The 26,037-nt window shown below is 69.6% G+C and carries 24 protein-coding genes; 20 read left to right on the top strand and 4 right to left on the bottom strand.

The annotated features are described in order from the left end of the window. The first annotated feature begins 154 nt into the window (after positions 1 to 154). The 5 genes from EV657_RS01565 to EV657_RS01545 all read left to right on the top strand — a co-directional run bounded on the left by EV657_RS01565 (position 155) and on the right by EV657_RS01545 (position 4,849). Positions 155 to 1,456 carry an ABC transporter substrate-binding protein gene (locus EV657_RS01565; RefSeq protein WP_134076915.1) on the top strand — a complete coding sequence of 434 codons (1,302 nt, stop codon included), beginning with the start codon at positions 155 to 157 and terminating at the stop codon, positions 1,454 to 1,456. Positions 1,457 to 1,565: 109 nt separating this feature from the next. Continuing rightward, positions 1,566 to 2,501 carry a branched-chain amino acid ABC transporter permease gene (locus EV657_RS01560; RefSeq protein WP_134076914.1) on the top strand — a complete coding sequence of 312 codons (936 nt, stop codon included), beginning with the start codon at positions 1,566 to 1,568 and terminating at the stop codon, positions 2,499 to 2,501. Beyond that, complete coding sequence (locus EV657_RS01555; RefSeq protein ID WP_134076913.1) at positions 2,498 to 3,439, top strand: branched-chain amino acid ABC transporter permease; 942 nt, start codon at positions 2,498 to 2,500, stop codon at positions 3,437 to 3,439. Before EV657_RS01560 ends, EV657_RS01555 begins: the two co-directional genes overlap by 4 nt. Next, positions 3,436 to 4,161, top strand: a complete 726-nt coding sequence (locus EV657_RS01550; RefSeq protein WP_113669639.1) for an ABC transporter ATP-binding protein — start codon at positions 3,436 to 3,438, stop codon at positions 4,159 to 4,161. The genes EV657_RS01555 and EV657_RS01550 overlap by 4 nt, the downstream gene beginning before the upstream one ends. Then, positions 4,154 to 4,849: an ABC transporter ATP-binding protein gene (locus tag EV657_RS01545; RefSeq protein ID WP_113669638.1), complete on the top strand. Its 696-nt coding sequence runs from the start codon at positions 4,154 to 4,156 to the stop codon at positions 4,847 to 4,849. The genes EV657_RS01550 and EV657_RS01545 overlap by 8 nt, the downstream gene beginning before the upstream one ends. Before the next feature lie 79 nt (positions 4,850 to 4,928). Here EV657_RS01545 and EV657_RS01540 read toward each other — a convergent pair whose 3' ends face one another. Then, a complete protein-coding gene (locus EV657_RS01540) occupies positions 4,929 to 6,965 on the bottom strand; it encodes an oxidoreductase (RefSeq protein ID WP_134076912.1) in 2,037 nt (678 codons plus the stop codon). A 146-nt stretch (positions 6,966 to 7,111) separates the two neighbouring features. Between EV657_RS01540 and EV657_RS01535 the strand changes: the two genes are divergently transcribed. Continuing rightward, a complete protein-coding gene (locus EV657_RS01535; protein ID WP_134076911.1) occupies positions 7,112 to 7,789 on the top strand; it encodes a class I SAM-dependent methyltransferase in 678 nt (225 codons plus the stop codon). Here EV657_RS01535 and EV657_RS01530 read toward each other — a convergent pair. Continuing rightward, on the bottom strand, positions 7,731 to 8,705 hold the full coding sequence (locus EV657_RS01530; protein ID WP_165828112.1) for a LysR family transcriptional regulator: 975 nt from the start codon (positions 8,703 to 8,705) through the stop codon (positions 7,731 to 7,733). The genes EV657_RS01535 and EV657_RS01530 overlap by 59 nt on opposite strands. 125 nt (positions 8,706 to 8,830) lie before the next feature. On the opposite strand from EV657_RS01530, the gene EV657_RS01525 reads away from it, so the two are divergent. The 11 genes from EV657_RS01525 to EV657_RS01475 all read left to right on the top strand — a co-directional run bounded on the left by EV657_RS01525 (position 8,831) and on the right by EV657_RS01475 (position 22,281). After that, positions 8,831 to 9,985, top strand: a complete 1,155-nt coding sequence (locus tag EV657_RS01525) for an acyl-CoA dehydrogenase family protein (protein ID WP_134076909.1) — start codon at positions 8,831 to 8,833, stop codon at positions 9,983 to 9,985. After that, positions 9,985 to 11,079, top strand: a complete 1,095-nt coding sequence (locus EV657_RS01520) for a CaiB/BaiF CoA transferase family protein (RefSeq protein ID WP_134076908.1) — start codon at positions 9,985 to 9,987, stop codon at positions 11,077 to 11,079. Before EV657_RS01525 ends, EV657_RS01520 begins: the two co-directional genes overlap by 1 nt. Further along, positions 11,080 to 11,910 (top strand): HTD2 family dehydratase, encoded by an 831-nt coding sequence (locus EV657_RS01515; protein WP_075786348.1) that lies wholly within the window; start codon positions 11,080 to 11,082, stop codon positions 11,908 to 11,910. Positions 11,911 to 12,201: 291 nt separating this feature from the next. After that, positions 12,202 to 14,850, top strand: coding sequence for a bifunctional lysylphosphatidylglycerol flippase/synthetase MprF (gene mprF, locus EV657_RS01510; protein WP_166673618.1), 2,649 nt, complete (start codon positions 12,202 to 12,204; stop codon positions 14,848 to 14,850). A 268-nt stretch (positions 14,851 to 15,118) separates the two neighbouring features. Next, positions 15,119 to 16,720, top strand: coding sequence for an ABC transporter substrate-binding protein (locus EV657_RS01505; protein ID WP_341800893.1), 1,602 nt, complete (start codon positions 15,119 to 15,121; stop codon positions 16,718 to 16,720). A 70-nt stretch (positions 16,721 to 16,790) separates the two neighbouring features. Continuing rightward, positions 16,791 to 17,744, top strand: a complete 954-nt coding sequence (locus EV657_RS01500) for an ABC transporter permease (RefSeq protein WP_134076906.1) — start codon at positions 16,791 to 16,793, stop codon at positions 17,742 to 17,744. 4 nt (positions 17,745 to 17,748) lie between these two features. After that, positions 17,749 to 18,633: an ABC transporter permease gene (locus tag EV657_RS01495; protein WP_134076905.1), complete on the top strand. Its 885-nt coding sequence runs from the start codon at positions 17,749 to 17,751 to the stop codon at positions 18,631 to 18,633. After that, on the top strand, positions 18,620 to 19,660 hold the full coding sequence (locus tag EV657_RS01490; RefSeq protein WP_134076904.1) for an ABC transporter ATP-binding protein: 1,041 nt from the start codon (positions 18,620 to 18,622) through the stop codon (positions 19,658 to 19,660). Before EV657_RS01495 ends, EV657_RS01490 begins: the two co-directional genes overlap by 14 nt. Continuing rightward, entirely contained in the window at positions 19,657 to 20,637 is a 981-nt protein-coding gene (locus EV657_RS01485) for an ABC transporter ATP-binding protein (RefSeq protein ID WP_134076903.1), read from the top strand. The genes EV657_RS01490 and EV657_RS01485 overlap by 4 nt, the downstream gene beginning before the upstream one ends. Positions 20,638 to 20,641: 4 nt before the next feature. Continuing rightward, on the top strand, positions 20,642 to 21,817 hold the full coding sequence (locus EV657_RS01480) for an amidase (RefSeq protein ID WP_134076902.1): 1,176 nt from the start codon (positions 20,642 to 20,644) through the stop codon (positions 21,815 to 21,817). Beyond that, positions 21,814 to 22,281, top strand: a complete 468-nt coding sequence (locus EV657_RS01475; protein WP_134076901.1) for a RidA family protein — start codon at positions 21,814 to 21,816, stop codon at positions 22,279 to 22,281. Before EV657_RS01480 ends, EV657_RS01475 begins: the two co-directional genes overlap by 4 nt. A gap of 14 nt (positions 22,282 to 22,295) precedes the next feature. Here EV657_RS01475 and moaA read toward each other — a convergent pair whose 3' ends face one another. After that, the gene (gene moaA, locus EV657_RS01470; RefSeq protein ID WP_134076900.1) at positions 22,296 to 23,306 is read right to left on the bottom strand and encodes a GTP 3',8-cyclase MoaA; all 1,011 of its coding nucleotides are present in this window, start codon (positions 23,304 to 23,306) and stop codon (positions 22,296 to 22,298) included. A 105-nt stretch (positions 23,307 to 23,411) separates the two neighbouring features. On the opposite strand from moaA, the gene EV657_RS01465 reads away from it, so the two are divergent. Both EV657_RS01465 and EV657_RS01460 read left to right on the top strand, forming a co-directional pair. Next, positions 23,412 to 23,981 carry a hypothetical protein gene (locus EV657_RS01465; RefSeq protein WP_113669626.1) on the top strand — a complete coding sequence of 190 codons (570 nt, stop codon included), beginning with the start codon at positions 23,412 to 23,414 and terminating at the stop codon, positions 23,979 to 23,981. A 640-nt stretch (positions 23,982 to 24,621) separates the two neighbouring features. Then, a complete protein-coding gene (locus tag EV657_RS01460) occupies positions 24,622 to 25,053 on the top strand; it encodes a hypothetical protein (RefSeq protein WP_075786357.1) in 432 nt (143 codons plus the stop codon). Here the strand turns inward: EV657_RS01460 and EV657_RS01455 are convergent. Continuing rightward, positions 25,050 to 25,649 (bottom strand): nucleotidyltransferase family protein, encoded by a 600-nt coding sequence (locus tag EV657_RS01455; RefSeq protein WP_113669625.1) that lies wholly within the window; start codon positions 25,647 to 25,649, stop codon positions 25,050 to 25,052. The genes EV657_RS01460 and EV657_RS01455 overlap by 4 nt on opposite strands. A gap of 137 nt (positions 25,650 to 25,786) precedes the next feature. Here EV657_RS01455 and EV657_RS01450 point away from each other — a divergent pair, with 137 nt between their 5' ends. Beyond that, the gene (locus EV657_RS01450) at positions 25,787 to 26,035 is read left to right on the top strand and encodes a hypothetical protein (protein ID WP_113669624.1); all 249 of its coding nucleotides are present in this window, start codon (positions 25,787 to 25,789) and stop codon (positions 26,033 to 26,035) included. Positions 26,036 to 26,037 lie beyond the last annotated feature (2 nt).

Below are 26,037 nucleotides of genomic sequence, written 5' to 3'. Positions count from 1 at the left end.
GCAGGCGCCCCGGTCCGGGTGGCGGCCTTTCGGCCCGGGCGCGGGGCGGCCTGCACCCGCCGATCGAGCTGAGGCGAATTGTCCCAATGGCGTAGACAAACGCACATGCCGTCCCCAGACTGAACCGGCAATGACCGTTCCCATGGAAAGAGCCATGCCCGTGACCAAGACCGATGCAGCCCCCCGGAGCCCCGCCCGCCGCTCCGCGATCAAGACGCTCGCCGCCGCCGCTGCCGGCACCGCGAGCCTGCCGCTCTGGGCGCGCTATGCCGGGGCCGAAAGCGCCGCGCCGATCCGGATCGGGTTCCAGATGCATGCGACCGGCATCGGCGCTGCCTATGGCCGCTGGTACGACCGCACCACCCGGGCCGCGCTGCGGCTGATCAACGAGGCGGGCGGCATCAACGGTCGGCCGGTCGAGCTGGTCACCGAGGATGACGGCACCGATCCCAAGCGCGGCGCCGAGGTGGTCGAGAAATTCGCCAGCCTGCACCGCTGCGATGTCGGCTATGGCACGCTTTTCAGCCATGTGGTGATGGGTTCGGCGCCCCGTGCGGGCGAGCTGAAGCTGCCCTATTTCGTGGTCTCCGAAGGCCATCACGTGGCCTCGGGTGCGCTCAACCGCTGGACCCTGCAGCCCGGCATCACCGATGTCAAAAGCCAGGTGCTGGCGATGGCCCCCTTCGTGCGCGAAAATCTCGGGCGCAAGGTCACGATGATCTTCCCCGACTACGCCTTCGGCCATGACCATCGCGACTTCTTCAGCGAGGCGATCGAGGCCCAGGGCGGCGAGGTGGTGGCAAAGCTGGCGATCCCGCCCACCGAAACCTCCTTCACCAAGTATTTCGCCAAGATCCCGCGCGAGACCGAGGTGATCTACCATGTCATGGTCGGCCCCTCGGTCCTGACCTTCGTCAAGGAGATGGGCGAATTCTTCGGTCCGTCGCGGCCCGAGATCTTCGGCTTCATCGACAGCCTCGAGTCGGTCGATCTGCAAAGCCCGGGGCTCGACTTCCTGGAAGGCACCTATTTCTGGGAGGGCATGCCCCGCTACGTCCAGCCCGACCAGACCGAGTTCGACCGCCATTACCGCGCGGCCATCGGCATCGACGAGAACGGCGCGCTGGCCGCCGATCCGTCCGATGTCTCGGCCTATGCCCACATGTTCGGCTGCTGGGAGACGCTTTACGTCATCAAGGCCGGGATGGAGGCCTGCGGCTACCGCGGCCCCGACGACCGCGCGGCGCTGGTCGAGGCGGTCGAGGCGATGACCGAGATGCCGCTGTCGAACGAACATCCGCAGGGCGCCAAGCTCTTCAACGGTCGGACGCACCAGGTCTTCGGGCCGCAATACATCTCGAAGGTCGAGAACGGGCGGCTGGTCGTGCAGGCGGAAACCCCGATCGAGGCCGGGTTCTATCCCGACGAGGTCGACTACACGACGCAATCGCTCTAGGCAGGGGTCGTTGCGCGCGCCGGGGCCCGCGACCGGGCGCCGGCGCGCGCTTTTCCAGTCCTCAAGGGTCCGGGGTCTTCACCCGGCCCCCTCCCGTTCCGGAGCGCGCATGGAATTCGGCCCACATCTGATGCTTGCCGTGCTGGAGGGCGCGGTCACCGCCGCGGTGCTGGCGCTGATGGCCTCGGGGCTCAGCCTCGTCTTCGGGGTGATGCGCGTCGTCAATGTCGCCCATGGCCAGTTCTTCATGCTGGGCGCGGTGCTGGCCTGGGCGGTGTCCTCGGCGGTGTCCTCGGCTCTGGGGGGCGGGGCCTTCGGCTTTGTCGCGGCAGTCCTGCTGGCGCCGGTCATCGCCGGGGCGCTGGCGGTCGCGGCCGACCTGACGGTGCTCAAGCGCGTGGGCTACGACCCCGAACGGACCATCGTCGCCACCATCGGGCTGCTGTACATCCTGCAGCAGGCCGCGCTGATGACCTATGGCCCCGAGGCGCGCCCGGTGGCGCCGCCCTTCAACGACCGCCTCGCGCTGCCCTGGGTCGCGTTCGGCCCGGAGGGACCTAGGCTGATCTGGCCCTGGGGGCTGTCGATCACCTCCTACAAGCTTTTCGTGATGGGGGCCGCGGCGGCGGTGCTGGCCGGGCTCTGGGCGCTGATGACCAGGACCGGGATCGGGCTGGTGATGCGCGCGACCCAGTTGGACCGCGAGACCGCGCAGGCCTTCGGCATTCCGGTCGAACGGGTCTATGCCGGGGTTTTCGGGCTGGGGGCGGCACTGGCCGCCCTTGCGGGCGTGCTGATCGTGCCGATCCAGCAGGCGCATTACCTGATGGGGGGCGACGCGCTTCTGCTGTCCTTCATCGTGGTCATCATCGGCGGGCTCGGCAGCCTTGGCGGCACGGTGATCGCGGCGCTGCTGATCGGGCTGTCCGACGGCATCGTCTCGGTCTTCTTCTCGCCGACGCTGGCCAAGATCCTCGCCACGCTGCTGGTGGCGCTGGTACTGGTGTTCCGGCCCGAGGGCCTGAGGGGCAAGGCCGCGCGATGAGGGGCGGGCGCATCATCGGGCTGCATCTGGGGCTGATCGCGGTCCTTTTTGCACTGAACTTCCTGCTGCCCGCCTACAGCCATGGCACCGTCGCCCGGGTGATGGTGCTGGCGACCTATGCGATGGGCTACAACATCCTCTTCGGCTATACCGGGCTGCTCAGCCTCGGCCACGCGATGTTCTTTGCCGCGGGCATGTACGGGCTTGCGATGCCGATGACGCATCTGGGCCTTGGCGCGGGGCCTGCGCTTCTGACCGGCATCGGTGCCGCGGCGGTCCTGTCGCTGGGCGTGGGGCTCCTGGCGCTGCGCACCAGGGGCGTCGCCTTCATGATCGTGACGCTGATGTTCGCGCAGGCCGCCTGGCTGACGATCCTTCTCGCGGGGCGCTGGACCCGGGGCGACGAGGGCGTGGTGATCCCGCAGGCCGACCGGGTTCTGCTGGGGCTCGACCTCTCCGACCCGCAGACCCGCTATCTGGCGGCGCTTGCGCTGTTCTCGGCCGTCCTTTTCGGTACGCTCTGGCTGGTCCGCCAGCCGATGGGCCGGGTGCTGGTCGCGATCCGCGAGAACGAGGACCGGGCCGAGCTTCTGGGCTATGACACCTTCCGCCACAAGCTGGGCGCGGTCGTGCTGTCGGGCACGGTCTCGGGGGCGGCGGGCGCGGCCTACGGGCTTTTCTTCGGCTATGCCGGGGCCAGCTTCGCCGAAACGCACTATTCGATCTTTCCGTTGCTCTGGGTCCTGCTGGGCGGCGCGGGCACGGTGATCGGGCCGTTTCTCGGCACGCTCTTCATGTTCTACCTGATCGACCTCGCCTCGGGGCTGACGCCCGCCTACATGCTGATCGCGGGCGTGGCGCTGGTTCTGTTGACGCTGTTCGCCCCGCAGGGGCTGGCGGGCGAGATCCGGCGCCGCTGGTGGCGGGGCCTGCCATGAGCGCGCTTCTGTCGACCCGGGCGCTCTCGCGCAGCTTCGGCGGGCTGCGCGCCGTCCATGAGGTCGATCTGGACCTCGGCCCCGGCGAGGTCCGGGCGCTGATCGGGCCGAATGGCGCAGGCAAGACCACCTTCGTGTCGATGCTGATCGGCCGTGTCGCGCCCTCGTCGGGACGTATCGTCTTCGACGGCCAGGACATCACCCGGCTGCCCGCCCATGCCCGGGTGCGGCTTGGGCTGGCCTATACCTTCCAGATCACCTCGGTCTTCGCCCGGCTTCCGGTCGCCGAGAACGTGGCGCTGGCCGCCCGCCGCCGGTTCGGCCGCGACCGCGCCGCCGTTGCCGCCGAGGTCGCCCGGACGCTGGGCCGGGTCGGCCTGACCGGGCGCGACGACAGCGCGGCGGGCGATCTGAGCTATGGCCATCAGCGCCTGCTGGAACTGGCGATGGGGCTCGCGCAAGCGCCGCGCGTTCTCATCCTCGACGAACCGACGCAAGGCTTGTCCGAGCCCGAGATCGAGACCTTCAAGGCGCTGGTCCGCGCCCTTGCGGGCGAGACCGCGATCCTGCTGATCGAGCATAACATGGGCGTCGTGATGGACCTGGCCGACCGCATCACCGTGCTCGATGCGGGGGTCGTGCTGGCCGAGGGCGCACCCGCCGCGATCCGGGCCGATGCGCGGGTGCAGGCCGCCTATCTGGGACGCTCGGCCGATGCTTGAGGTCAGGAACATCGCGGCGGGCTACGGGCCGGTCCGGGTGCTGCGCGGGCTCAGCCTGACCGTCCGGCCGGGCGAGATCACCTGCCTTCTGGGCCGGAACGGCGCAGGCAAGACCACGGCGATGAAGGCGATCATGGGGCTTCTGCCGCTGTCGGGTGGCCAGGTGCTTCTGGACGGCGAGGATATCGGCAGGCTGCCGGCCCATGAGGTGCCGCGCCGGGGCATCGGCTATATCCCGCAGGGGCGACGTCTCTTCGCGGATCTGACGGTCGCGCAGAACCTCGAGATCGGGATGCGCTGCCGCAAAAGCCCGCCCGAGGTGCGCGACCGGGTGCTGGCGATGTTCCCGCGGCTTGCCGACCGGATGGGCCAGCGGGCCGGAACCCTGTCGGGGGGCGAACAGCAGATGCTGGCCACCGCGCGGGCGCTGTGCCTCGCCCCACGGGTCCTGTTGCTGGACGAGCCGACCGAGGGGCTTCAGCCCTCGATGATCGCGCTGATCCGCGACACCGTGCTCAGGCTGCGCGACGAAGGCGTCGCGATCCTGCTGGTCGAACAGCGGCTCGACGCCGTTCTGGCCACGGCCGACCGGGCGGTGATCCTCGAGACCGGCGCCGTCCGGGCCGAGGCCGACGCCGCGCGGCTGCGGACCGACCCCGATCTCCTGCGGCGCCATCTCGGGGTATGAGAATCGCCCTTAAACATTTCAAAGCATACGCTTAAAACGCGCGGCTCATGTGACGCGTGAACTTCCGGCGGCGCCCGGTCTACAGGTCCTTCACCAGCCGCAGCGCGTCGTAGATCGCGGCATGCACATTGCGCGCGGCCACCGCGTCGCCAATGCGGAACAGCCGATAGCGCCCCTCGGGATTGCGGTTGAGCGCCTGCGGCCGCCCTTCGATCAGCGCGGGGTAATCGACCTCTCCCAGGTTCGACGCGCCCGGCCGCAGCCCGAAATAAAGATCGTCAAGCGGATGCGTGCCCGTATTGACCACCACCTGATCGACCTGCCGTTCGCGTGTCTCGGGGCCGTAATCGCTGCCAAGCCGCGCGGTCAGCGCATTCCCTGTCCGCCGGATCGCGTCGAGCCGCCAGGTCGGGGTCCAGACCACATCGGCCCGCTGCAAGGCCCGGATCGCCGGGGTCAGCGACATCGCCATCACCTCGGGCACCAGCCCCCGGTCGCGGCAGACGATCTCGACCCGCGCGCCGGACGCGGCCAGCGTCTCGGCGGTCTGCAGCCCGGCGTGATCGCCCGCATCGTCCCACAAGAGCACGTTCGTGCCCGGCCGCACGGCGCCCGACAGGATGTCCCAGGCTGACACCGCAAGCCCGTCGCCCTCGGCCAGACCCGGCTCGGGCGGCAGGCCGCCGGTGGCGACGATCGCCACATCGGGCGCCTCGGCCTGCACCGTTTCGGGCTCGGCCCAGGAATTGAACCGGAAGCTGACGCCAAGCCGGGTGCATTCGGCCATGCGCCAGTCGATCACCGCCATCATCTCGGCCCGGCGCGGGTGGCGCGCCAGCAGCCGGACCTGACCGCCGGGATCGTTCGCGGCCTCGTGCAGGACGACCTCGTGGCCGCGTTCGGCCGCGACCCGCGCGGCTTCGAGCCCGCCGGGCCCGGCGCCGACCACGACGACCTTCAAAGGCGCGGCGGCCTTCGGCACCAGATGCGGCATGGTCAGCTCGCGCCCGGTCGCGGGGTTGTGCAGGCAATAGGCGGACCCGCCCTGATAGATCCGGTCGAGACAGTAATTGGCGCCGACGCAGGGGCGGATGCGGTCCTCGGCGCCCGCCACCAGCTTGGCGATCAGATGCGGGTCGGCCAGATGGGCACGGGTCATGCCGACCATGTCGAGCTTGCCCTCGGCGATGGCGTGCCGCGCGGTCGCCAGATCGGGGATGCGCGCGGCATGCAGGGTGGGCAGCCCGGTCGCGGCCCGGATGCCGCCCGCGAAATCGAGATGCGGCGCGCTTTTCATCCCCTGCACCGGGATCACGTCGGTCAGCCCGGCATCGGTGTCGATATGGCCGCGGATCACGTTCAGGAAATCGACCAGCCCGCTTGCCTTCAGCCGCCGGGCAATCTCAAGCCCCTCGGCCGCGCCGATCCCGCCGGGCAGCGCCTCGTCGGCGACATGGCGGATGCCGACGATGAAATCGGGGCCGACCCGGTCGCGGATCGCCCGCAGCACCTCCATCGACAGGCGCATCCGGTCGTCGAGATCGCCGCCCCAGGGCGGTTCAAGCGCATTGGTCAGGGGCGACCAGAACTGGTCGAGCAGATGGCCATAGGCCTCAAGCTCGATCCCGTCGAGCCCGGCCGCCTGCATCCGCTCGGCGGCATCGGCATAGTCGGCCACGATGCGGGCGATGTCCCAATCTTCGGCGGTCTTGGGAAAGGCCCGGTGCGCGACCTCGCGGGCGGGCCCGGCCGAGACCACCGGCAGCCAGTCGCCGCGATCCCAGCGGGTGCGGCGGCCCAGATGGGTCAGCTGGATCATCACCGCCGTGCCGTGCGCGTGGCAGTCGTCGGTCAGCCGTTTCATCCAGCCCACCACCTCGTCCTTCCAGGCGAGGATGTTGTTGAAGGCGGGCGGGCTGTCGCGCGAGACCGAGGCCGACCCCGCCGTCATGGTCAGCGCGACCCCGGCCCGGGCGCGTTCGACGTGATAGGCGCGGTAGCGGTCCTTGGGCAGGCCGTCCTCGGCATAGGCGGGTTCGTGCGCGGACAGGAAGATCCGGTTCTTCAGCGTCAGGTGGCGCAGCTGGAAGGGCGAAAGCAGGGGATCGTTGGTCATCGGGCTCTCCGTCGGTCGGGCCGAATGTTCCCCGCGCCGCAACGTCCTGGCAAGCCGGACCGGGCTGCGCCGCTCGGCCGAATTGCGGGGCGGGGCGAAGTCGCCTAGGGATCGGGCATGTCCCCGTTGCGAAAGGCCGCCCCCGCATGACCGACCCGATCCGCACCACGCTTGACGTTCTTCTCGAGATCCTGGCGCCGCTTGACGGGCGGTGCGTGCTTGATATCGGCTGCGGCCGGGGCGGGTTGGCCGGACCCTTCCGCGCGGCCGGGGCCGAGTGGCGCGGGCTGGAACCCTTCCCGCAGGCGGGCGGCGCGCCCGGCATCGACGTGGCCCAGGCCGAGGCGATGCCCTATCCCTCGGGTGCCTTCGACATCGCGGTGATCGTCAATGCGCTGCATCACATCCCGGTCGGAGGCATGGGCGACGCGCTGGCCGAGGCGGCGCGGGTGATCGCGCCCGAGGCGCCGCTGGTGGTGATCGAGCCGCGCGTCGAGGGCGATCTGAGCCAGGTGATCGCGACCGTCGATGACGAGACCGAGATCCGCACCGCGGCGCAGGCCGCGCTTGATGCCGCGGTGGGGTCGGGGGTGCTGACCGAAACCCGCGCCTTCGACTATGTGCGGCGCGAGGTCTATGACGATTTCGACGCCTTCGTCGGCCGGATCTCGTCCTTCGCGCCCGAGCGCGGTGGGCTGAGCGAGGATCTGACCGAGGCGCTGCGCGCGGCGTTTCTGGCGCGCGCGGGCCGCGAGGGCGCAGCCTTCACCCTGACCCAGCCGATGTCGGCGCGGCTGTTCCGGCGCGGTCCGGCGGCAGGCTAGGGGCGCGCGCCGCCGCCCAGACCCCGCCCGCCAGAAGGTCCCCCACCACCGCGCGCAGGGTCTCGGCCACGGCCTCCTGGGCGCGGGTCACCGGGCGCGCGGCCGGGCGGATCAGCCAGGCCCCGCGCCAGAGCCCCGGCGTCGCGATCCGGCTGACGCTCAGCGCGCGGGCCTCGGCCTCGGGCGCGACCGCGTGCCAGGGCAGCACCGAGGCGCCGAAGCCCGCCGCGACCAGGTTCTTGATATTGGCATAGGAATCGATCTCGACGGCCAGTTCCGGCGCAATCCCGTCGGTCGCGAGCCGGGCGTCGATCATCCGGCGCAACCCATGCGCCCGGCTCGGCAGCACCAGCGGCACGTCCTCAAGCGCGGCCAGCGCGATTTCCGGCGGGGCGGGCCAGTCGGGCGGCCAGAGCACGACCAGTTCCTCTTCCAGCAGCGGATCGCAGGCCAGCCCCGGATCGGCCGGGGCCTCGTAAAGCACCGCCAGATCGACCCGGCCTTCGGACAGCCATCCGGCGACAAACCCGCTCATCGCCTCGGCGATCTGCAGCGTGATCCGCGGATAGCGCTCGCGCAGCGCCTCGATCAGCGGCACCGCCAGAAGCCCGCCGATGGTCCCGGTCAGCCCGATCGCGACCCGCCCCGAGGGGTCGGTCTCGAGCCCGCGGATCTCGGCCTCGGTCCGGGCCACCTCGTCGAGGATCGACCGCGCCCGCCGCGCCAGAAGCTCGCCCGCCTCGGTCGGCACCACCCCGGTCGGACGGCGCAGCAGAAGCCGGGTGCCAAGCCGGTCCTCAAGGTTGCGCACATGCAGCGACAGCGCGGGCTGGGCCACGTTCAGCGTACCCGCGGCCCGGGTGATCGACCCGCGTTCGACGATTTCGATGAAATAGCGCAGCTGCCGCAGATCCATGCCCGTGCCCGAAGGGTCCAATCCGCTGCCCATATAGAAAACATATGGCAGTCAGGCAAAGAATATATTTGCATGATGGGGGGACGTGCGCATTTCTGGCTCAAATGCCCCAGGCAGGACACTCCATGCAGACCGACCCCCACCAGGACATCCGCGACGCCATTCGCGCGCTGTGCGCGACCTTTCCGTCCGACTATCACCGCCGGATCGACGCCGAGCGCGGCTATCCCGAGGCCTTCGTGCAGGCCCTGACCGAAGCCGGATGGATGGCGGCGCTGATCCCGGAAGAGTATGGCGGCTCGGGGCTGGGGCTGACCGAGGCCTCGGTCATCATGGAAGAGATCAACCGCTCGGGCGGCAATTCCGGCGCCTGTCACGGCCAGATGTACAACATGACGACGCTGGTCCGGCACGGCTCGGAAGAGCAGCGCCGCCGCTACCTGCCGAAGATCGCGGCGGGCGATTTGCGGCTGCAGTCGATGGGCGTGACCGAGCCCACCACCGGCACCGACACCACCCGGATCAAGACCACGGCGGTGAAGAAGGGCGACCGCTATGTCATCAATGGCCAGAAGGTCTGGATCAGCCGGGTCCAGCATTCCGACCTGATGATCCTGCTGGCCCGCACGACGCCGCTGGCCGAGGTCGCGAAGAAATCCGAGGGCCTGTCGATCTTCCTCGTCGATATCCGCGAGGCGATGGGGGCGGGCATGACGGTGCGGCCGATCCCCAACATGGTCAATCACGAGACCAACGAGCTGTTCTTCGACAATCTCGAGATCCCGGCCGAGAACCTGATCGGCGAGGAGGGGCAGGGGTTCAAGTACATCCTGACCGGGCTCAATGCCGAACGCACGCTGATCGCGGCCGAATGCATCGGCGACGGCTACTGGTTCACCGACAAGGTCAGCGACTATGTCCGCGAACGCCAGGTCTTCGGCCGCCCCATCGGCCAGAACCAGGGCGTGCAGTTCCCGATTGCCGAGGCCTTCATCGAAGTCGAGGCCGCCAGCCTGATGCGGTTCGAGGCCTGCCGGCTTTACGATGCCGGTCAGCCCTGCGGTGCCCAGGCCAACATGGCAAAGTATCTCGCCGCGAAGGCGTCGTGGGAGGCGGCCAATGCCTGCCTGCAATTCCATGGCGGCTTCGGCTTTGCCTGCGAATACGATGTCGAACGCAAGTTCCGCGAAACCCGGCTGTATCAGGTGGCGCCGATCTCGACCAATCTCATCCTCAGCTATGTGGCCGAACACGTGCTGGGCCTGCCGAGGTCGTTCTGATGCGCCCGCTCGAAGGGATCGAGGTGGTGGCGGTCGAGCAGGCGGTGGCCGCGCCCTTCGCGACCGCGCGGCTGGCCGATGCGGGCGCCCATGTCGTCAAGATCGAACGGCCCGGCGGCGATTTCGCGCGCGGCTATGACGATGCCGCGGCCGGACAGTCCAGCTATTTCGTCTGGCTCAACCGCGGCAAGGAGACCCGGACGCTGGATCTGGCCAGCGAGCCCGGGCGCGCGGCGCTGGCGGGCCTGCTGGCCGGGGCCGATGTGCTGGTGCAGAACCTCAAGCCCGGCGCGCTGGCGCGGCTTGGCTTTTCCGACGAGGTGCTGGCGCGCGACTATCCGCGGCTGATCTCTTGCGCCATTTCAGGCTACGGCAGCGAGGGGCCGCTGGCCGGGCGCAAGGCCTATGACCTGCTGATCCAGGCGGAATCGGGGCTGTCCTCGATCACCGGAGGACCGGAGGAACCGGCGCGGGTGGGGGTCTCGATCGTCGATATCGCGACCGGGGCCACGGCCCATGCCGCGATCCTCGAGGCGCTGATCCGCCGCGGCGCGACCGGGCAGGGGGCGCGGATTTCGGTGTCGATGTTCGATGTCATGGCCGAATGGCTGACCGTGCCGCTGCTGAACCACGAGGCCGGACGCACGCCGGGGCGGGTCGGGCTGGCCCATCCCTCGATCGCGCCCTACGGGGTGTTCCATCCGAAGGACGGCCGCCCGATCCTGATCTCGATCCAGAGCGACCGCGAATGGCGCCAGCTGGCCGAGCGCTTCCTTGACGCGCCCGGGCTGGGCACCGATCCGCGCTTTGCGACCAATGTGGCGCGGGTCCAGAACCGCGCCGAGACCGACCGCATCGTCGCCGAGGCCTTTGCCCGGCGCAACGGTGCGGAGGCCGTGGCGGCCCTGGTCGCCGCCGACATCGCCTTTGCCTCGGTCAATGACATGGCCGGGCTTTCCAACCATCCGCACCTGCGCCGGATCGAGGTCGACAGCCCGAACGGCCCGGTCGCGATGCCCGCGCCCGCCGCCCGGGTCGAGGGCGAGACGCGCCGCTATGGCCCGGTGCCCGCCCTGAAACCCCGGGAGACCTGAATGGATCTCGATATCGAGCATCTGCGCGGCTGGATCGGCCGGGAAGAGACCGCGACCGAGCGGCTGACCCCCGAACTGGTCCGCCGCTTCGCCGCCACCTTCGACCGCACCTGGCCGCTGCAGCCCGGCAACGAGGCGCCGCTGCTGATCCATTTCTGCCTCGCGCAGCCGACGGTGCCGGGCGCCGGGCTTGGCCCCGACGGCCATCCGGCGCGGGGCGGGTTCCTGCCGCCGGTGCCGCTGCCCCGGCGGATGTGGGCGGGAGGCGCATTCCGCTTTCACACGCCGCTGCGCATCGGGGACAGCGTGACCCGGCGGTCCACCATCGTCGATGTCACGCTGAAACACGGCCGTTCGGGGCCGCTGCTGTTCGTGACGGTTGACCACAAGATCCGCGCCCGCGGGCGGCTGGCGCTGACCGAACGGCAGGATCTGGTCTATCGCGCCGCCGCCCCGTTCCGGCGGCCGAAGGCGGACCCGGCGGCCGAAGGCAGCTCGATCCGGCGGCTGATGCCCGGGCCGGTGATGCTGTTTCGCTATTCGGCCCTGACCTTCAACGGCCACCGCATCCATTATGACGCCCCCTATGCGCGCGAGGTCGAGGGCTATCCCGGACTCGTGGTCCATGGTCCGATGCAGGCGACGCTGCTTCTGCAATTCGCGGCCGATCTCAAGGGCAGTTGCCCGTCGCGCTTTGCCTTTCGCAGCGTCTCCACCGTGTTCGATACCGCCGAAATGGAGATGCATGCCAGTTGCGAGGGCGACAGCCTGCGGCTCTGGACGGCGCAGGCAGGCGGCCCGGTCGCGATGGAGGCCACCGCGAGCTGGTAGCGCGGGCCTTGGGCCGGGATGGTTCCGGCATGGCCTGCGCGACAACAGGCCCGCGCGGCGGGATCTTTCAAGTCCCTCCGGTCGCAGAAGGCTGGCCATCGGCCGCCGGGCGCGGTAGCTGGCAGGAACGGCACCGCTGTCGCGGTCGCGCCGGGTGGCCAAAGGCGCCCGGCAAAGCGAAAGCGGCGCCCGCCGGGACGCTGCGAGTCCGCCCGCCGAGGATTGGCGGTGTCGCCGCGCCCCGGAAAATGCTAGAACGGAATACAACCGGAACGGGAGCAAGGTGAAGCCTTGACCGAGGACCCCAAGCCCGAGGCCGGCTCTGCCGGCACCTGGGCCCGCCTGCGTGCGGGCTTTCCCTATCTCCTGGCCGCAGGCCTGTTCGTCCTGGGGCTGGTGGCGCTTTACAAGCTGCTGGCGGCGGTCGATTTCGCCGATGTGGTGGCGCAGGTCCGCGCCACGCCCTGGTCGACAGTGGGTCTGGCGCTGGCGGCGACGGCGGCCAGCTATATCTCGCTGGTGGGTTATGACTGGTCGGCGCTGCGCTTCATCGGCAAGCCGCTGAAGTTACCCGTGGTGCTGGCGGGCGGGTTCATGGCCTATGCCTTCGGCAACACCATCGGGCTGTCGGCGGTGTCGGGCGGGGCGGTGCGCTGGCGGGTCTATTCGGCGCTGGGGCTCGACGGCTACGACGTGGCCGCGGTCTCGACCTTCGCGGCGGTGTCGTTCGGGGTGGCGGCGACGGTGGTCGGGCTGGGTGCGCTGGCGGTCCATCCGGGCGCGCTGGCTGCGGTGCTGCCGCTTGCGCCGGGCACGGTCCGCATGCTGGCGCTGGCCGGTGTGGCGCTGATCGCGCTGCCGCTTTTGTGGGCCTCGCTGCGGCAAGGCTGCGTGAAGCTCGGCCGCTTTTCCCTGCGCGCCCCGGCGCCGGGGGATCTGGCGGCGCAGATCGTCTTTTGCCTGGGCGATATCGGCTTCGCCGCCGCGACGCTTTATCTGCTGATGCCGGCGAACGATCTGGGCTTTGCCACTTTCCTCGCGCTCTTTGCCGCCGCGACCATGGCCGGGGTGCTGAGCCATGTGCCGGGCGGCGTCGGCGTCTTCGAGGCGGTGATGATCGCCGCGATGCCGGCCTCGACCTCGATCGAGGCAGTGGCGGCCTCGTTGCTTCTTTACCGGCTGATCTACTTCCTGGTGCCGTTCAGCGTGGCCCTGCTGGCGCTGGCCAGCTACGAGCTGTTCCGCTCGGCGGGCGCGCATCTGCCGCGCGGCCAGTGGGGGCGGGCGGTCGCGGCCGCCGATCCGGGCTTTCGCGCGGTCGAGGGGATCGCGCCGCTGGTGCTGGGCTCGATGATCCTGGGCGCCGGGCTCTGGATGAGCGTCTCGTCGATCCTGCCGCCCACGACCGAGGCCGCCCGCGCCGCCGAGGCGCTGTTCCCGCTGCCCTTCATCGAGGGCTCGGCCCTGGCCTCGAGCGTGATCGGGGCGGCGCTGGTGCTGCTGTCCTTCGGGGTGATGCGCCGGGCGCTGGCGGCCTTCTGGCTGGCGCTGGTGGTGATGGAGACCGGCGCGGCGGTGGCGCTGATCCAGGGCGTCGATCTGGACCGGGCGGTGTTTCTTGCGGCGGGCGCGCTGCTGTTGCTGCCGTTCCGCCATGCCTTCCACCGCCACACGATGCTGAGCCATGCGACGCTGACGCCCGCCTGGGTCGCGCTGATCGTGGCACTGATCGCGGGCTTCGGCTTCGTGCTGTTCTTCGCCCACAAGCAGACCCCTTATGCGCATGAGCTCTGGTGGCAGTTCGCGGTCAACGAACGCGCGCCGCGCGCGCTGAGGGCCGTGCTGCTGGGCAGTCTCGTGCTGGGGCTCGGGGCGCTTCTGATGCTGTTGCGCGCGCCCCGCGTGGTGCCCGACCCGCCCGATGCCGAGGATCTGGCGGCCGCGGCGCGGATCGCGGGGGGCGGCGACAACCCCGATGCGGGCTTTGCGCTGACCGGCGACAAGTCGATCCTCGTCTCGGACGATGGCCGCGCCTTCGTGATGTTCGCGGCCTCGGGCCGGTCCTGGATCGCCTATGGCGGCCCGGTCGGCCCCGCCGATGCCGCCGAGGACGTGGCCTTCGCCTTCGTCGATGCCGCCCGGCGCGAGGGCGCGCGCCCGGCCTTCTACGAGGTGCGCGCGGCCGATGTGCCGATCATGCTGGATCTGGGGCTGTCGCTGCACAAGATGGGCGAGGAGGCGGTTGTCGATCTCACCCGGTTTTCGCTGGAGGGCTCGGCCCGCAAGAAGCTGCGGACGACCCATGCGCGGGCGCTGCGCGACGGGCTGTCGCTCGACTGGACCGAGCCGCCCCATACGGCTCCGCTTCTGGCCGAGCTGGGCACCGTGTCGGAGGCCTGGCTTGCGGCCAAGCGCGCCCATGAAAAGGGCTTCTCGGTCGGGCGGTTCGATCCGGCCTGGCTGAACCGCTGGCCGGTGGCGACGGTGCGCCACGCGGGCCGGGTCGTGGCCTTTGCCAATGTGCTGGTCACCGACAGCCGGACCCAGGCCAGCATCGACCTGATGCGCCAGGTCGAGACGGCGCCGCCCTGCACCATGGAGTTTCTCTTCACCGCGCTGATGCTGCGGCTGAAGGACGAGGGCTATGCCGCTTTCTCGCTGGGCATGGCGCCGCTGTCGGGGCTGAGCCCGGAACGCAGCCGCAGGCTGTGGGACCGGTTCGGCGCGCTGATCTACCGGCACGGGCGGAGCTTTTACAATTTCGAGGGGCTGCGCGCCTTCAAGGCCAAGTTCGACCCCGACTGGCGGCCGCGCTATCTGGCCGCCCCCTCGGCGCTGCCGCCCCTGTTGACGCTGGCCGATGCCGCGCGGCTGATCGGCGGGCGCAGCGACCGGCGGAGCGCCGAGCGGCGCGGCAGCGACCGCCGGCACGAGGCCTGAGGCGCGTCCGGAAGGACATCTTGCCGCAGCACGGAGGACCTTCCCCTTGGGGAAGGTTTGATTCGGGACGGTTCCGGACGCCGCCCGGGTGGCATTCCATTTCAGCACATGGCACCAGACCGACTGAATTTTAGGCAATTGCCGGTTTTCGATGCTGGTTCCCGGCGGGTCGCGCCCGCTTGCGCCTGCCGTTCCGGACCCTCTCGGGCACAGTGGCGCCGGGACGGGGCGGAGGGATCGCCCTTGGACGGTAACAAGGAGGCCCAAGTTGCTTGAAATAAAGAAAAGTTTTTCCGCGCTGATGCTGACGGCGGGGCTGCTTTCGGCGCAGACGGCACTGGCGCAGGGCACGCTGCGCATCGGCATGACCGCAGCCGACATTCCGCTGACCACCGGCCAGACCGACCAGGGCGGCGAGGGCATGCGCTTCATGGGCTACACGGTCTACGACTCGCTCATCGAGTGGGACCTGACCTCGGCCGACAAGCCCTCGACCCTGATCCCGGGGCTGGCCACCGAATGGGCGGTCGATGCCGAGGACAAGACCAAGTGGATCTTCAAGATCCGCGAGGGCGTCACGTTCCATGACGGGTCGGACTTCACTGCCGAAGACGTGGTCTGGAACCTCGACAAGCTGCTGGACGACACGTCGGAACAATACGACCCGCGCCAGGCGGCGCAGGGCAAGTCGCGGATCCCGGCGGTGGCGAGCTACCGTGCGATCGACCCGCTGACGCTGGAAATCACCACCAAGACCCCCGACGCCACGCTGCCCTATCAGCTGGCCTGGATCCTGATGTCGTCGAAGGCCAACTGGGAGGCCCATGGCAAGGACTGGGAACAGGTCGCGTTGGAGCCCTCGGGCACCGGCCCCTGGAAGCTTGAGGAATTCGTGCCGCGCGAGCGCGCCGAGATGGTGCCCTTCGCCGAATACTGGGACGACACCCGGGTGCCGAAGCTCGACAAGATGGTGCTGATCCCGCTGCCCGAGCCCAATGCCCGCTCGGCCGCGCTTCTGTCGGGGCAGGTCGACTGGATCGAGGCGCCCGCGCCCGACACCATCCCGGCGATGACCGCGAACGGCTTCGTGATCTCGTCGAACGCCTATCCGCATAACTGGACCTGGCACCTGTCGCGGCTGGAAGGGTCGCCCTGGAACGACATCCGCGTCCGCAAGGCCGCGAACCTCGCCATCGACCGCGAGGGGATGGGCGCGCTTCTGGGCGGGCTGATGGTGCCTGCCAAGGGCTTCCTGCCGCCCGGCTCGCAATGGTTCGGCAAGCCCAGCTTCGATGTGCGCTATGACCCCGAAGAGGCCAGGCGCCTGCTGGCCGAGGCGGGCTACGGTCCCGACAAGCCGCTGAAGGTCAAGGCGCTGATCTCGCCCTCGGGCTCGGGCCAGATGCTGCCGCTGCCGATGAACGAATACATCCAGCAAAGCCTTGCCGAGGTCGGCATCGATGTGGAATTCATGGTGGTCGAGTGGAACCAGATGATCAATCTGTGGCGCGCGGGCGCCGCCGATCCGGCGGTCGAGGGCAGCCAGTCGATCAACTTCACCTACTTCATCCAGGACCCCTTCACCGGGCTGATCCGGCACCTGTCCTGCGACCTGATCGCGCCGAACGGCACCAACTGGGGGCATTATTGCGACCCCGGGATGGAAGAGCTGTTCACGAAGATCCGCAACACCTTCGATCCGGCAGAACAGGACGAGGTGATGCGCCGGACGCATGAGAAATTCGTCGATGACGCGCTGTTCCTGATGGTGACCCATGACGTGGCGCCGCGCGCGATGAGCCCGAGGGTCAAGGGCTTCGTGCAGGCGCAGAACTGGTACCAGAACTTCTCGTCGATCACGATGGAATAAACGACCCGTCCGGGTCCGGGAGCCCCGCCGCAGGCGCGCGGCGGGGCTTTTCCCGAAGGAGAAACCTTTCATGTTCAGCTATCTTCTCAGGCGGCTGATCCTCGTGCTGCCGGTGGCGTTCGGCGTTTCGGTGATCTGCTTCCTCTTGGTGCAGATCGCGCCCGGCGACCCGCTGACCGCGATCATGCCGGTCGATGCCACGGCCGAGGAACAGGCGGCGATGCGGGCGGCCTACGGGTTGGACAAGCCCCTGCCGGTGCAATACGCGATCTGGGTCGGCAATCTCGCGCAGGGCGACATGGGCCGGTCGATCGCGACCGGACGCCCGGTCGCGGGCGAGGTCTTCGGCGCGGTGCAGAATTCGTTGCTGCTCGCGGTCAGTGCGGCCGTCATCGCCTTCCCGATCGGCATCTTCCTCGGCTTCCTCGCGGGCTATTTCCGCGACAGCGCGCTCGACAAGGCGGTCACGGCGGTCTCCATCGCGGGCGTGTCGGTGCCCAATTACTGGCTCGGGATCGTTCTGGTGATCATCTTCTCGGTCAATCTGGGCTGGCTGCCCTCGATGGGGGCGGGGCCGGGCGGCTCGCGCGACTGGTCCTGGAACTGGGAGCATATGCGCCATCTGGTCCTGCCCGCGGTGACGCTGGCCGTTGTACCCATCGGCATCGTCTCCCGCACCGTCCGGGCGCTGTCGGGCGACATTCTCAGCATGGATTTCGTGCAGGCGCTTTACGCCAAGGGCATGACCCGGTTCGACGTGCTGATCCATGTCGGCCGCAATGCCGCCGCGACCGCGCTGTCGGTGATGGGGCTGCAGCTGGGCTATCTGCTGGGCGGCTCGATCCTGATCGAGACCGTGTTCAACTGGCCGGGCTCGGGCTTCTTGCTGTCGAATGCCATCTTCCAGCGCGACCTGCCGCTTCTGCAGGGCACGATCCTGGTGCTGGCGCTGTTCTTCGTTGCCATGAACCTCATCGTCGACGTGGCCCAGGCCGCCATCGACCCGCGGATCAAGAGGAGCTGAGCCGATGACGCTGACCGAACCCCTCACCTCGGCCCCGGCGCCCGAGGCGCGCAAGGGCTACTGGGCGGGCGTCGCCGGGCGGCTGGCGCGCGACCCGGTCTCGATGCTCTGCCTCGCGGTCGTGGCGGCCCTCATCCTGGCTGCGATCTTCGCGCCCTGGCTGGGGCTGGCCGATCCCTACAAGGGCTCGATGATCGCGCGGCTCAAGCCCATCGGCACGCCGGGCCACATCCTCGGCACCGACGAGCAGGGCCGGGACATGCTGGCAAGGCTGATCCATGGCGGGCGGCTGACGCTCTTCATCGGGCTGATGCCGGTGGTCTTCGCCTTCTTCATCGGGTCGATCCTCGGCGTCGTCGCGGGCTATGTCGGCGGCCGGCTCAACACCCTCATCATGCGGGTGGTCGATGTCTTCTTCGCCTTCCCCTCGGTGCTGCTGGCCATTGCCATTTCGGGCGCGCTGGGGGCGGGGATCGTCAATTCGCTGGTCTCGCTGACCATCGTCTTCGTGCCGCCGATCACCCGCGTCGCCGAGGCGGTGACCTCGGGCGTGCGCAGCCTCGATTACATCGACGCGGCCCGTGCCACCGGGGCCAGCGCGCTGACGGTGATCCGGGTCCATGTGATCGGCAATGTGCTGTCGCCGATCTTCGTCTATGCCACCTCGCTGACCAGCGTCTGCATGATCCTCGCGGCGGGGCTGTCCTTCCTCGGGATCGGGGTCCGTCCGCCGGAGCCGGAATGGGGCCTGATGCTGAACACGCTGCGCTCGGCGATCTATGTCGATCCGTGGCTCTCGGCGTTGCCCGGCGTGATGATCTTCGTCACCTCGCTGTGCCTCAACCTGCTGAGCGACGGCGTGAGGAGTGCCATGAATGTCCGCGACTGAGCTTTACGACCGGCTGCCCGATCGCGGCGGCCCCGCCCAACCCCTGCTGACGGTGCGGGGCCTGAAGAAGTACTTTCCGATCCGGGGCGGCATCCTCGGCCGCACCCGCGCGATGGTGCAGGCGGTCGACGGCGTGTCCTTCGAGGTCCGCAAGGGCGAGACGCTTGGCATCGTCGGCGAATCCGGCTGCGGCAAGTCCACCACGGCGCGGCTGGCGGTCGGGCTGATCGACCGCGACGAGGGCGACATCATCTTCGACGGCGACGCGCTGGGCGACACGCTGAGCCTGCGCGAGCTGCGCCGCGGCATCCAGATGGTGTTCCAGGACAGCTATGCCTCGCTGAACCCGCGGCTGACCATCGAGGAGTCGGTGGCCTTCGGCGCCCGGGTGCAGGGGCTGTCCGATCCGATGGGACGCGCGCACGGGCTGCTGGCGCGGGTGGGTCTTGATCCTGCGCGCTTTGCCCAGCGCTATCCGCACGAGCTGTCGGGCGGCCAGCGGCAGCGGGTGAACATCGCCCGGGCGCTGGCGATGTCGCCCCGGCTGGTGGTGCTGGACGAGGCGGTCTCGGCGCTGGACAAGTCGGTCGAGGCGCAGGTGCTGAACCTGCTGTCGGACCTGCGCGCCGAATTCGGGCTGACCTATATCTTCATCAGCCACGACCTGAACGTGGTGCGCTATATCTCGGACCGGGTGCTGGTGATGTATCTGGGCGAGGTGGTCGAGGTCGCGCCGGTCGCGGCGATCTGGGCGCGGCAAGCGCACCCCTATACCCGCTCGCTGTTCTCGGCGATGCCCTCGATGGACCCGGACAACCGCACCGAGGAACCGCCGCTGACCGGCGATCCGCCGAACCCCATCGACCCGCCCGAGGGCTGCCGGTTTCATACCCGCTGTCCCTTTGCGGCGACGCTGTGCGGGCGCAAGGCCCCGCAGCTGCGCAAGATCGGCGCGGATGGCCACCTGGCCGCCTGCCATCTGCATGACCCGACGTCCGGCCATCCCAAGGCGGGGAAGATCGCATGACCGACAAGCTGCTTGAAATCGACCATCTGACGGTGCGCTTCAAGGGCGCGCGGACGATCCATGCCATCAACGACCTGTCGCTGTCGCTGGGGGAGGGCGAGACGCTGGCGCTGCTGGGCGAAAGCGGCTCGGGGAAAAGCGTGACGCTGAAGGCGCTGTTGCGGCTTCTGCCGCCGAAACGGACCGAGATCGAGGGCGACATTCGGGTCGGGGGCACCGACATCCTGCGGCTTTCCGGCCGGTCGCTGCAGCGCTATCGCGGCGGCGACGTGTCGATGGTGTTTCAGGAACCGGCGCTGGCGCTGGACCCGGTCTATACGGTGGGCGCCCAGATCGCCGAGACGGTGATGCGCCACAAGGGCGTCAGCCGGTCCGAGGCGATGGAGGTCGCTCTGGACATGTTGAAGCGGGTCAAGATCCCGTCGCCCGAACGGCGGCTGCAGAACTATCCGCATGAATTGTCGGGGGGCATGCGCCAGCGGGTGATGATCGCGCTGGCTCTGGCCTGCCGTCCGCGGCTTTTGCTGGCCGACGAGCCGACAACGGCCCTTGACGCCACCGTCCAGATCCAGATTCTGCTTTTGTTGCGCGAGCTTCAGAAGGAATTCGGAATGGGGGTGATTTTCGTCACCCACGATATCGGCGTGGCGGTGGAAATTTCGGAACGGATCGCGGTGATGTATGCCGGTCAGATCGTCGAGGAGGGCACCACCCGCGAGATCATCAAGGACCCGCGTCACCCCTATACGCGCGGTCTTCTGGCGGCAAACCTGCACGATGTGGCACGGGGAGAACGGCTGGCCGCGATCCCCGGCGCGCCGCCCGCGCTGGAAACCCGGCCTGCCTCCTGTTCCTTCGCGCCGCGCTGTGCGCTGGCCGGACCCGATTGCCGGGCCGGGCTGCCGCCCGTCGTGACCCCTGCGCCGCGGCGCCGCGTGGCCTGTCTGCGCGCCGACGAGGCCGTTCCTGCCGAGTGACCGGATGCTGATCGAAGAAGATGCCTATCATGCCTTCATGCCCTATCCCGCCGTTTCGGTGGAAAACGCCCCCCAGGGTCCGCTGTCCGGGCTGACGCTGGCGGTCAAGGACCTGTTCGATGTCCGGGGCTACCGCACCGGCTGCGGCTGTCCGCTGAAACTGGCCGCAAGCCGCGAGGCCGAAACCACCGCCCCGGCCGTCCAGCGGCTGCTGGAGGCGGGGGCGCGCTTCGTCGGCAAGACCCATACCGACGAACTGGCCTGGGCGCTTTATGGCATGAACCCGCATTTCGGCACGCCGGTGAACCCGAAGGCCCCCGACCGCATTCCGGGCGGGTCCTCGTCGGGGTCTGCGGTCGCGGTCGCGGCGGGGCTGGCGGATATCGCGCTTGGCACCGATACCGGCGGGTCGGTCCGGGCCCCGGCAAGCTTTTGCGGCACCTGGGGGCTTCGGCCGACCCATGGCCGGGTGCCGCTGGCAGGCGCGATGGCGCTGGCCCCCAGCTACGACACCGCCGGGCTGTTCGCGCGGGACGGCGCGACGCTTCTGGCCGCGGCCGGGGCGCTGATGGACCCCGACCCGGTGCCGCTGCCCGAGATGCCCGATCTGCTCTGGCCCGCCGACATGGTGGCCCAGCTTGACGAGGCGCCGCGCGCGGTGCTGGAGGCGGCCTTCGGCACCATGCCCTCGCGCGAGGTCGAGGTCTATCCCGAGGGCGCGGACGCGGCCTATGCCGCCTACCGGGTGACCAATGGCGGCGAGGCCCAAGAGACGGTTCTGCCGTTCATCCGCCGCTCGGGCATGCCGCTGGCGCGCGGCATCGACGGGCGCGTGGCAGCGGCCGCGGCGCTGGAGGAGGCCGAGATCGACAAGGCCCGCGCCACCCGTCATGCCTTTGCCGCCCATCTCGAGGAACTGCTGGTCGATGCCGTCCTGCTGGCGCCCGCGGTCCATGCGGCCCCCTTCGCGCTCGATGCGCCGGACGAGGTCTTGGAGGGCTTCCGCCATGACGCGATGCGGCTTCTGTGCGTCGCGGGGCTGGCCGGGCTGCCGCAGGTGGTGCTGCCTGCGGGCATGGTCGAGGGCGCGCCCTGCGGGGTGTCGCTGATCGGGCCGCGCGGGTCGGACCTGTCGCTGGTCGCGCTGGCCCGGCGGCTGGCGCCCGAGGCGCATCCATGACCGCCTGTCCGGTCGAAGCACGGCTGCGAGAGCTGGGCCACAGTCTGCCCGACAGCGCGCCGTCGCGGGCGATGTTCCTGCCGGGCAAGCTCAGCGGCAACCTGCTGTTCCTGTCGGGGCAGATCTGCGAATGGGAGGGCGTCCCGCGCTATTTCGGCCCGGCCGATGACAGTCTGGATCTGGCCGAGGCGCAGGCGGCGGCGCGGATCTGCGCGCTGAACCTTCTGTTCTCGATCCGCGCCGTGGTCGGCTCGCTTGGCCGGGTGCGCGAGGTCGTGCGGGTCGGTGGCTTCGTCTCGGCCCGGCCGGGCTTCGAGGCCGGGCCGATGGTCGTCAACGGCGCCTCGCAGCTTTTCATCGACCTCTGGGGGACGGCCGGACAGCATGCCCGGACGGCGGTCTGCGTGGCGTCGCTGCCCGCCAATGCGCTGGTCGAGATCGACGCGGTGGTCGAGATCGCCTGAGACCGGTTCGCGGCCTAGCCGCCGGTATGGCTCATGTGGCGGCTGACCTGGCCGTCGGCGCGCTGGCGCGAATAGTCGAAATCGTGGCCCCTGGGCTTGGCGGCGATCGCGGCGCGGATCGCCCCGACCAGCGCGCCGTCGTCGCCCGGATGGGCGCGCAGCGGCGCGCGCAGATCGGCGCGGTCTTCCTGACCGAGGCACATGTAAAGCTCGCCCGTGCAGGTCACCCGCACCCGGTTGCAGCTTTCGCAGAAGTTATGCGACAGCGGCGTGATGAAGCCGATCTTCTGCCCGGTCTCGGCCAGCCGCACATAGCGCGCGGGCCCGCCGGTGCGTTCGGCCAGATCGACCGTGGTGAACCGCTCTTCCAGCCGCGCGCGCACGTCGCGCACCGACCAGTACTGATCGACCCGGTAGTCGTTGCCCAGATCGCCCATCGGCATGACCTCGATGAAGGTCAGGTCCATGTCGCCTGCGGCGCACCAGTCGACCAGATCGAACAGCTCGTCCTCGTTGAAGCCCTTCAGCGCGACGGTGTTGATCTTGACCCGGAGCCCCGCGGCCTGCGCCGCCTCGATCCCGCGCCGGACCTGATCGAGCCGCCCCCAGCGGGTGACGCGGGCGAACTTGTCGGGGTCGAGCGTGTCGAGGCTGACATTGACCCGCCGGACCCCGGCCTCCCAGAGCGCGGTGGCGTGCTTTTCCAGCTGCGAGCCGTTGGTCGTGACGGTCAGTTCGTCCAGCGCGCCGCTGTCCAGATGCCGCCCCATGGCACGGAAGAAGGTCAGGATGTCGCGGCGGACCAGCGGCTCGCCGCCGGTGATCCGGAGCTTCCTGACCCCGAGCCCGATGAAGGCCGAACAGAGCCGGTCGAGTTCCTCCAGCGTCAGCAGGTCCTTCTTGGGCAGGAAGGCCATGTTCTCGGCCATGCAATAGACGCAGCGGAAGTCGCAGCGGTCGGTGACCGACACACGCAGATAGGTGATGGCGCGGGCGAAAGGGTCGATCAGGGGCGGCTGCTGCATCATGTCGCAGAAGGTAAGGGCAGGGGGGACGCGCGGCAAGAACCTTTCGGGGCCCGCGCGAAGCCGCTAGGCTGGGGCGCGATGCTTGGATCGAGGAGACCGCCGATGGGGCGCGCAGACGGAACGACCCGGGGCCGGACGGCCGCCAGAAAACTGGGACCGGGTTTGGGACTGGCTCTGGTGCTGGCCGGGTGCAACGGGGCCGGAATTCCGCTTGGCGGCGGCGCCGCGCCGCCCGCCGAGGAGATCCCGGCCGATCCCGGCGCGCCGCTTTCGGCGCTTGAGACCCTGCCGACCGACGGGGTCCCCGAGGCCACCGGTCCCGAGGCCGGGGCGGGTACCGGATCGGGTGCCGGATCGGGCGCGGTGCCGACCGCCCCTTCCGGGCTGGCCGAGGCCACCGCGCCGGTCTTCGGGCTTGAACGCGAGCTGGGCGTGACGACCGCCTCGCTGGGCGATCCGAACGAGGCGGGGTTCTGGGCGGTGACGCCGCTGGTCGACGAGACCCGGCGCGGCCGTCTGGCCGATCCGGTCTCGGGCGCCAGCGTGCAGGTCGAGCTGAGACCCAGCGACAGCTCGCCCGGGGCGGGCACGCGGGTCTCGATGCAGGCGCTGCAGGCGCTGGGGCTGCCGCCGATCTCGCTGACCAATCTCAAGGTCTACGTATCGGAATAGGGCGCGGCGAGTCCCGGACGGTGCTTTGACGAAGGCAAGCTTGCGAAACGATCCGGCCGAATGGTGCGCATTGTTTCGCCCCTTGTCGGGTGCGGTGGCCGGTTTTGTCAGACAGGCCGAACCGGAGCGTGCCGGATCGCGGCGGGTCATCGTTTCCGGTTCGCCGGGTTTTCCCGGCGATTCCCCGCCGAACCGCCCCCATCGTTTCCGATTTCGCCGGTAAAACCCCCGGGCTTGCCCGGCGCGGGAGCTCCCGCCGCAGGTCGGGGCAGACCCATGCCTTCTTTAGGCCATACTCGACCGTAGCCCCCCAAGGCGTCCCGGGTTAAGGTTCTGTCAACCGATCCGGGGGCGGTCGGGCGGCTGTGCGGGGGCTTGGCCGATCGCAGGGCGGGACGTGCGCGGGACCGGCAAATCGGGTCGGTCGGCGCCGATCCAACCAGGGCAGCTCGGGTCGCCTGCGTCCCGTGCGCGTTCCGCAGGCGATTGTGCCACTGGTTTAGGCCATGGCCCCGCGACAGATGAACTCCGGGCTCTTGCGCCCGGAGCGTTTCCCCTGCAAAACGTCGCACCCGCTGGACAGGTGCCACAGTACGCGGCACGATCCGGCGGCGCGCGTGAGAGAACCCGGGGAAAGAAAATGTCCGACGAGTCCGAGGCCTGGCACATGATGCCGGTGGCAATCCTGGCAATCCTCTGGAACCTTGCCGGATGCGCCGATTACGTGATGACTCAATATGGCGTGGCGCCGTATCTGCAGCTCTTCACCCAGACGCAGGCGGCCTATTTCACGTCCGTTCCCGCCTTTGTCGACGGCGCCTGGGCGGTGGCGGTCTGGGGCGGGCTGATCGGCGCGGTGCTGCTGTTTCTCAGGGTCGGCGCGGCGCCCTGGGTGCTGGGGTTCTCGGCGCTGGGGATGACCACGGCGGCGGTCTGGCTGATCGGCTTCGCGACGCCCGGCCTGACCGAGGTCGCGGGCTATTTCGGCGACGCGATGATTGCCGGGGCGGCGGCGATGGCGATCCTGTTCTATGCCTATGCCCGCCGGATGCGGGTTCTGGGCGAGCTTTAGCGCCCCGCCCGGGCGCGCCAGTCGGTCCAGTCTTCGGGCGTGTCGAGATCGGTGACGGCGCGTCCGCCCGGCAGGGCCAGGGTGCGCACCGTCTCGCGGGCCAGCAGGTCGCGGCCGCCGACATCGCCCGCCACCGTTTCAAGCGCGGGGAAAAGCCGCGCCGGAAACACCACCGGATGGCCCGGGCGCCCGTCTTCGGCTGTGGCGCGCAGGCAGCTGTCGGGGGCCTCGGCGAAGCTCTCGATCAGGCGGAGGAGATCCTCCGTCCCGATCTCGGGCAGGTCGGGCAGCATCACCATCAGCCCGCGCGCGCCTGCGGCGGCTGCGGCCTCAGCCCCGGCCCGCAGCGAGGCCGCCATGCCCTCGGCCGGGTCGACATGGGTGACCCTGAGGCGTGGCAGCCCGTCCAGCTGTTCGGCTCTGGGACCGCCCGCATGGCGGGGCAGGGTGACCAGAACCGGGGCACCGCTGGCTCCGGCCCGGCGGGCCTGACGGCGCAAGAGCGCCTCGCCGTCGACCGTCTCGAGCAGCTTGTCCCGCCCGCGCATCCGCGACGAGGCGCCGGCGGCGGGCATGAGGATCAGGATGTCGGTCATCTTTGCCGGTCCCCCTCTTTGTGAACGGCCTGCCGCCCCCGCGCGGCCGCCGTCAAGGTCATGAAACCCGACTGCTCCGCTGCGGTCCGTGACGGTAACAAAGATTAACGACCGGGCCGAAGACGGAGGAGATGCCGATGGGCAGACGGGTCATGCGGGCGCTGTGCGCCCTGGTGCTTATCCTAGGGGCAGGGGAGGCTCTGGCGCAAGGGCAGGGACGGGTCACGCCTCTGACGCCGACGGCGCGGCTGCTTTTGCTGGCCCCGCCGCCGGTACAGCCGATCTATTGCTGCAAGGTCTGCAGCAAGGGCAAGGCCTGCGGCGACAGCTGCATCAGCCGCAGCCGGTCCTGCCATGTCGGGCCCGGCTGCGCCTGCGACGGCTAGCG

This window comes from Rhodovulum visakhapatnamense (genome assembly GCF_004365965.1).
Classification (GTDB): domain Bacteria; phylum Pseudomonadota; class Alphaproteobacteria; order Rhodobacterales; family Rhodobacteraceae; genus Rhodovulum; species Rhodovulum visakhapatnamense.
This window is presented reverse-complemented; position numbering and strand designations above follow the sequence as displayed.

What these genes read in the sequence shown, in the direction of transcription:
- EV657_RS01475 (WP_134076901.1), top strand. Translation starts at nt 21,814, where the DNA reads ATGACCGCCTGTCCGGTCGAAGCACGGCTGCGAGAGCTGGGCCACAGT.
- EV657_RS01565 (WP_134076915.1), top strand. Translation starts at nt 155, where the DNA reads ATGCCCGTGACCAAGACCGATGCAGCCCCCCGGAGCCCCGCCCGCCGC.
- EV657_RS01525 (WP_134076909.1), top strand. Translation starts at nt 8,831, where the DNA reads ATGCAGACCGACCCCCACCAGGACATCCGCGACGCCATTCGCGCGCTG.
- EV657_RS01530 (WP_165828112.1), bottom strand. Translation starts at nt 8,705, where the DNA reads ATGGATCTGCGGCAGCTGCGCTATTTCATCGAAATCGTCGAACGCGGG.
- EV657_RS01555 (WP_134076913.1), top strand. Translation starts at nt 2,498, where the DNA reads ATGAGGGGCGGGCGCATCATCGGGCTGCATCTGGGGCTGATCGCGGTC.
- EV657_RS01485 (WP_134076903.1), top strand. Translation starts at nt 19,657, where the DNA reads ATGACCGACAAGCTGCTTGAAATCGACCATCTGACGGTGCGCTTCAAG.
- EV657_RS01495 (WP_134076905.1), top strand. Translation starts at nt 17,749, where the DNA reads ATGACGCTGACCGAACCCCTCACCTCGGCCCCGGCGCCCGAGGCGCGC.
- EV657_RS01520 (WP_134076908.1), top strand. Translation starts at nt 9,985, where the DNA reads ATGCGCCCGCTCGAAGGGATCGAGGTGGTGGCGGTCGAGCAGGCGGTG.
- EV657_RS01500 (WP_134076906.1), top strand. Translation starts at nt 16,791, where the DNA reads ATGTTCAGCTATCTTCTCAGGCGGCTGATCCTCGTGCTGCCGGTGGCG.
- EV657_RS01455 (WP_113669625.1), bottom strand. Translation starts at nt 25,649, where the DNA reads ATGACCGACATCCTGATCCTCATGCCCGCCGCCGGCGCCTCGTCGCGG.
- EV657_RS01480 (WP_134076902.1), top strand. Translation starts at nt 20,642, where the DNA reads ATGCTGATCGAAGAAGATGCCTATCATGCCTTCATGCCCTATCCCGCC.
- EV657_RS01515 (WP_075786348.1), top strand. Translation starts at nt 11,080, where the DNA reads ATGGATCTCGATATCGAGCATCTGCGCGGCTGGATCGGCCGGGAAGAG.
- EV657_RS01550 (WP_113669639.1), top strand. Translation starts at nt 3,436, where the DNA reads ATGAGCGCGCTTCTGTCGACCCGGGCGCTCTCGCGCAGCTTCGGCGGG.
- EV657_RS01540 (WP_134076912.1), bottom strand. Translation starts at nt 6,965, where the DNA reads ATGACCAACGATCCCCTGCTTTCGCCCTTCCAGCTGCGCCACCTGACG.
- EV657_RS01490 (WP_134076904.1), top strand. Translation starts at nt 18,620, where the DNA reads ATGTCCGCGACTGAGCTTTACGACCGGCTGCCCGATCGCGGCGGCCCC.
- EV657_RS01545 (WP_113669638.1), top strand. Translation starts at nt 4,154, where the DNA reads ATGCTTGAGGTCAGGAACATCGCGGCGGGCTACGGGCCGGTCCGGGTG.
- EV657_RS01560 (WP_134076914.1), top strand. Translation starts at nt 1,566, where the DNA reads ATGGAATTCGGCCCACATCTGATGCTTGCCGTGCTGGAGGGCGCGGTC.
- moaA (WP_134076900.1), bottom strand. Translation starts at nt 23,306, where the DNA reads ATGCAGCAGCCGCCCCTGATCGACCCTTTCGCCCGCGCCATCACCTAT.
- EV657_RS01535 (WP_134076911.1), top strand. Translation starts at nt 7,112, where the DNA reads ATGACCGACCCGATCCGCACCACGCTTGACGTTCTTCTCGAGATCCTG.
- EV657_RS01460 (WP_075786357.1), top strand. Translation starts at nt 24,622, where the DNA reads ATGTCCGACGAGTCCGAGGCCTGGCACATGATGCCGGTGGCAATCCTG.
- EV657_RS01465 (WP_113669626.1), top strand. Translation starts at nt 23,412, where the DNA reads ATGGGGCGCGCAGACGGAACGACCCGGGGCCGGACGGCCGCCAGAAAA.
- EV657_RS01450 (WP_113669624.1), top strand. Translation starts at nt 25,787, where the DNA reads ATGGGCAGACGGGTCATGCGGGCGCTGTGCGCCCTGGTGCTTATCCTA.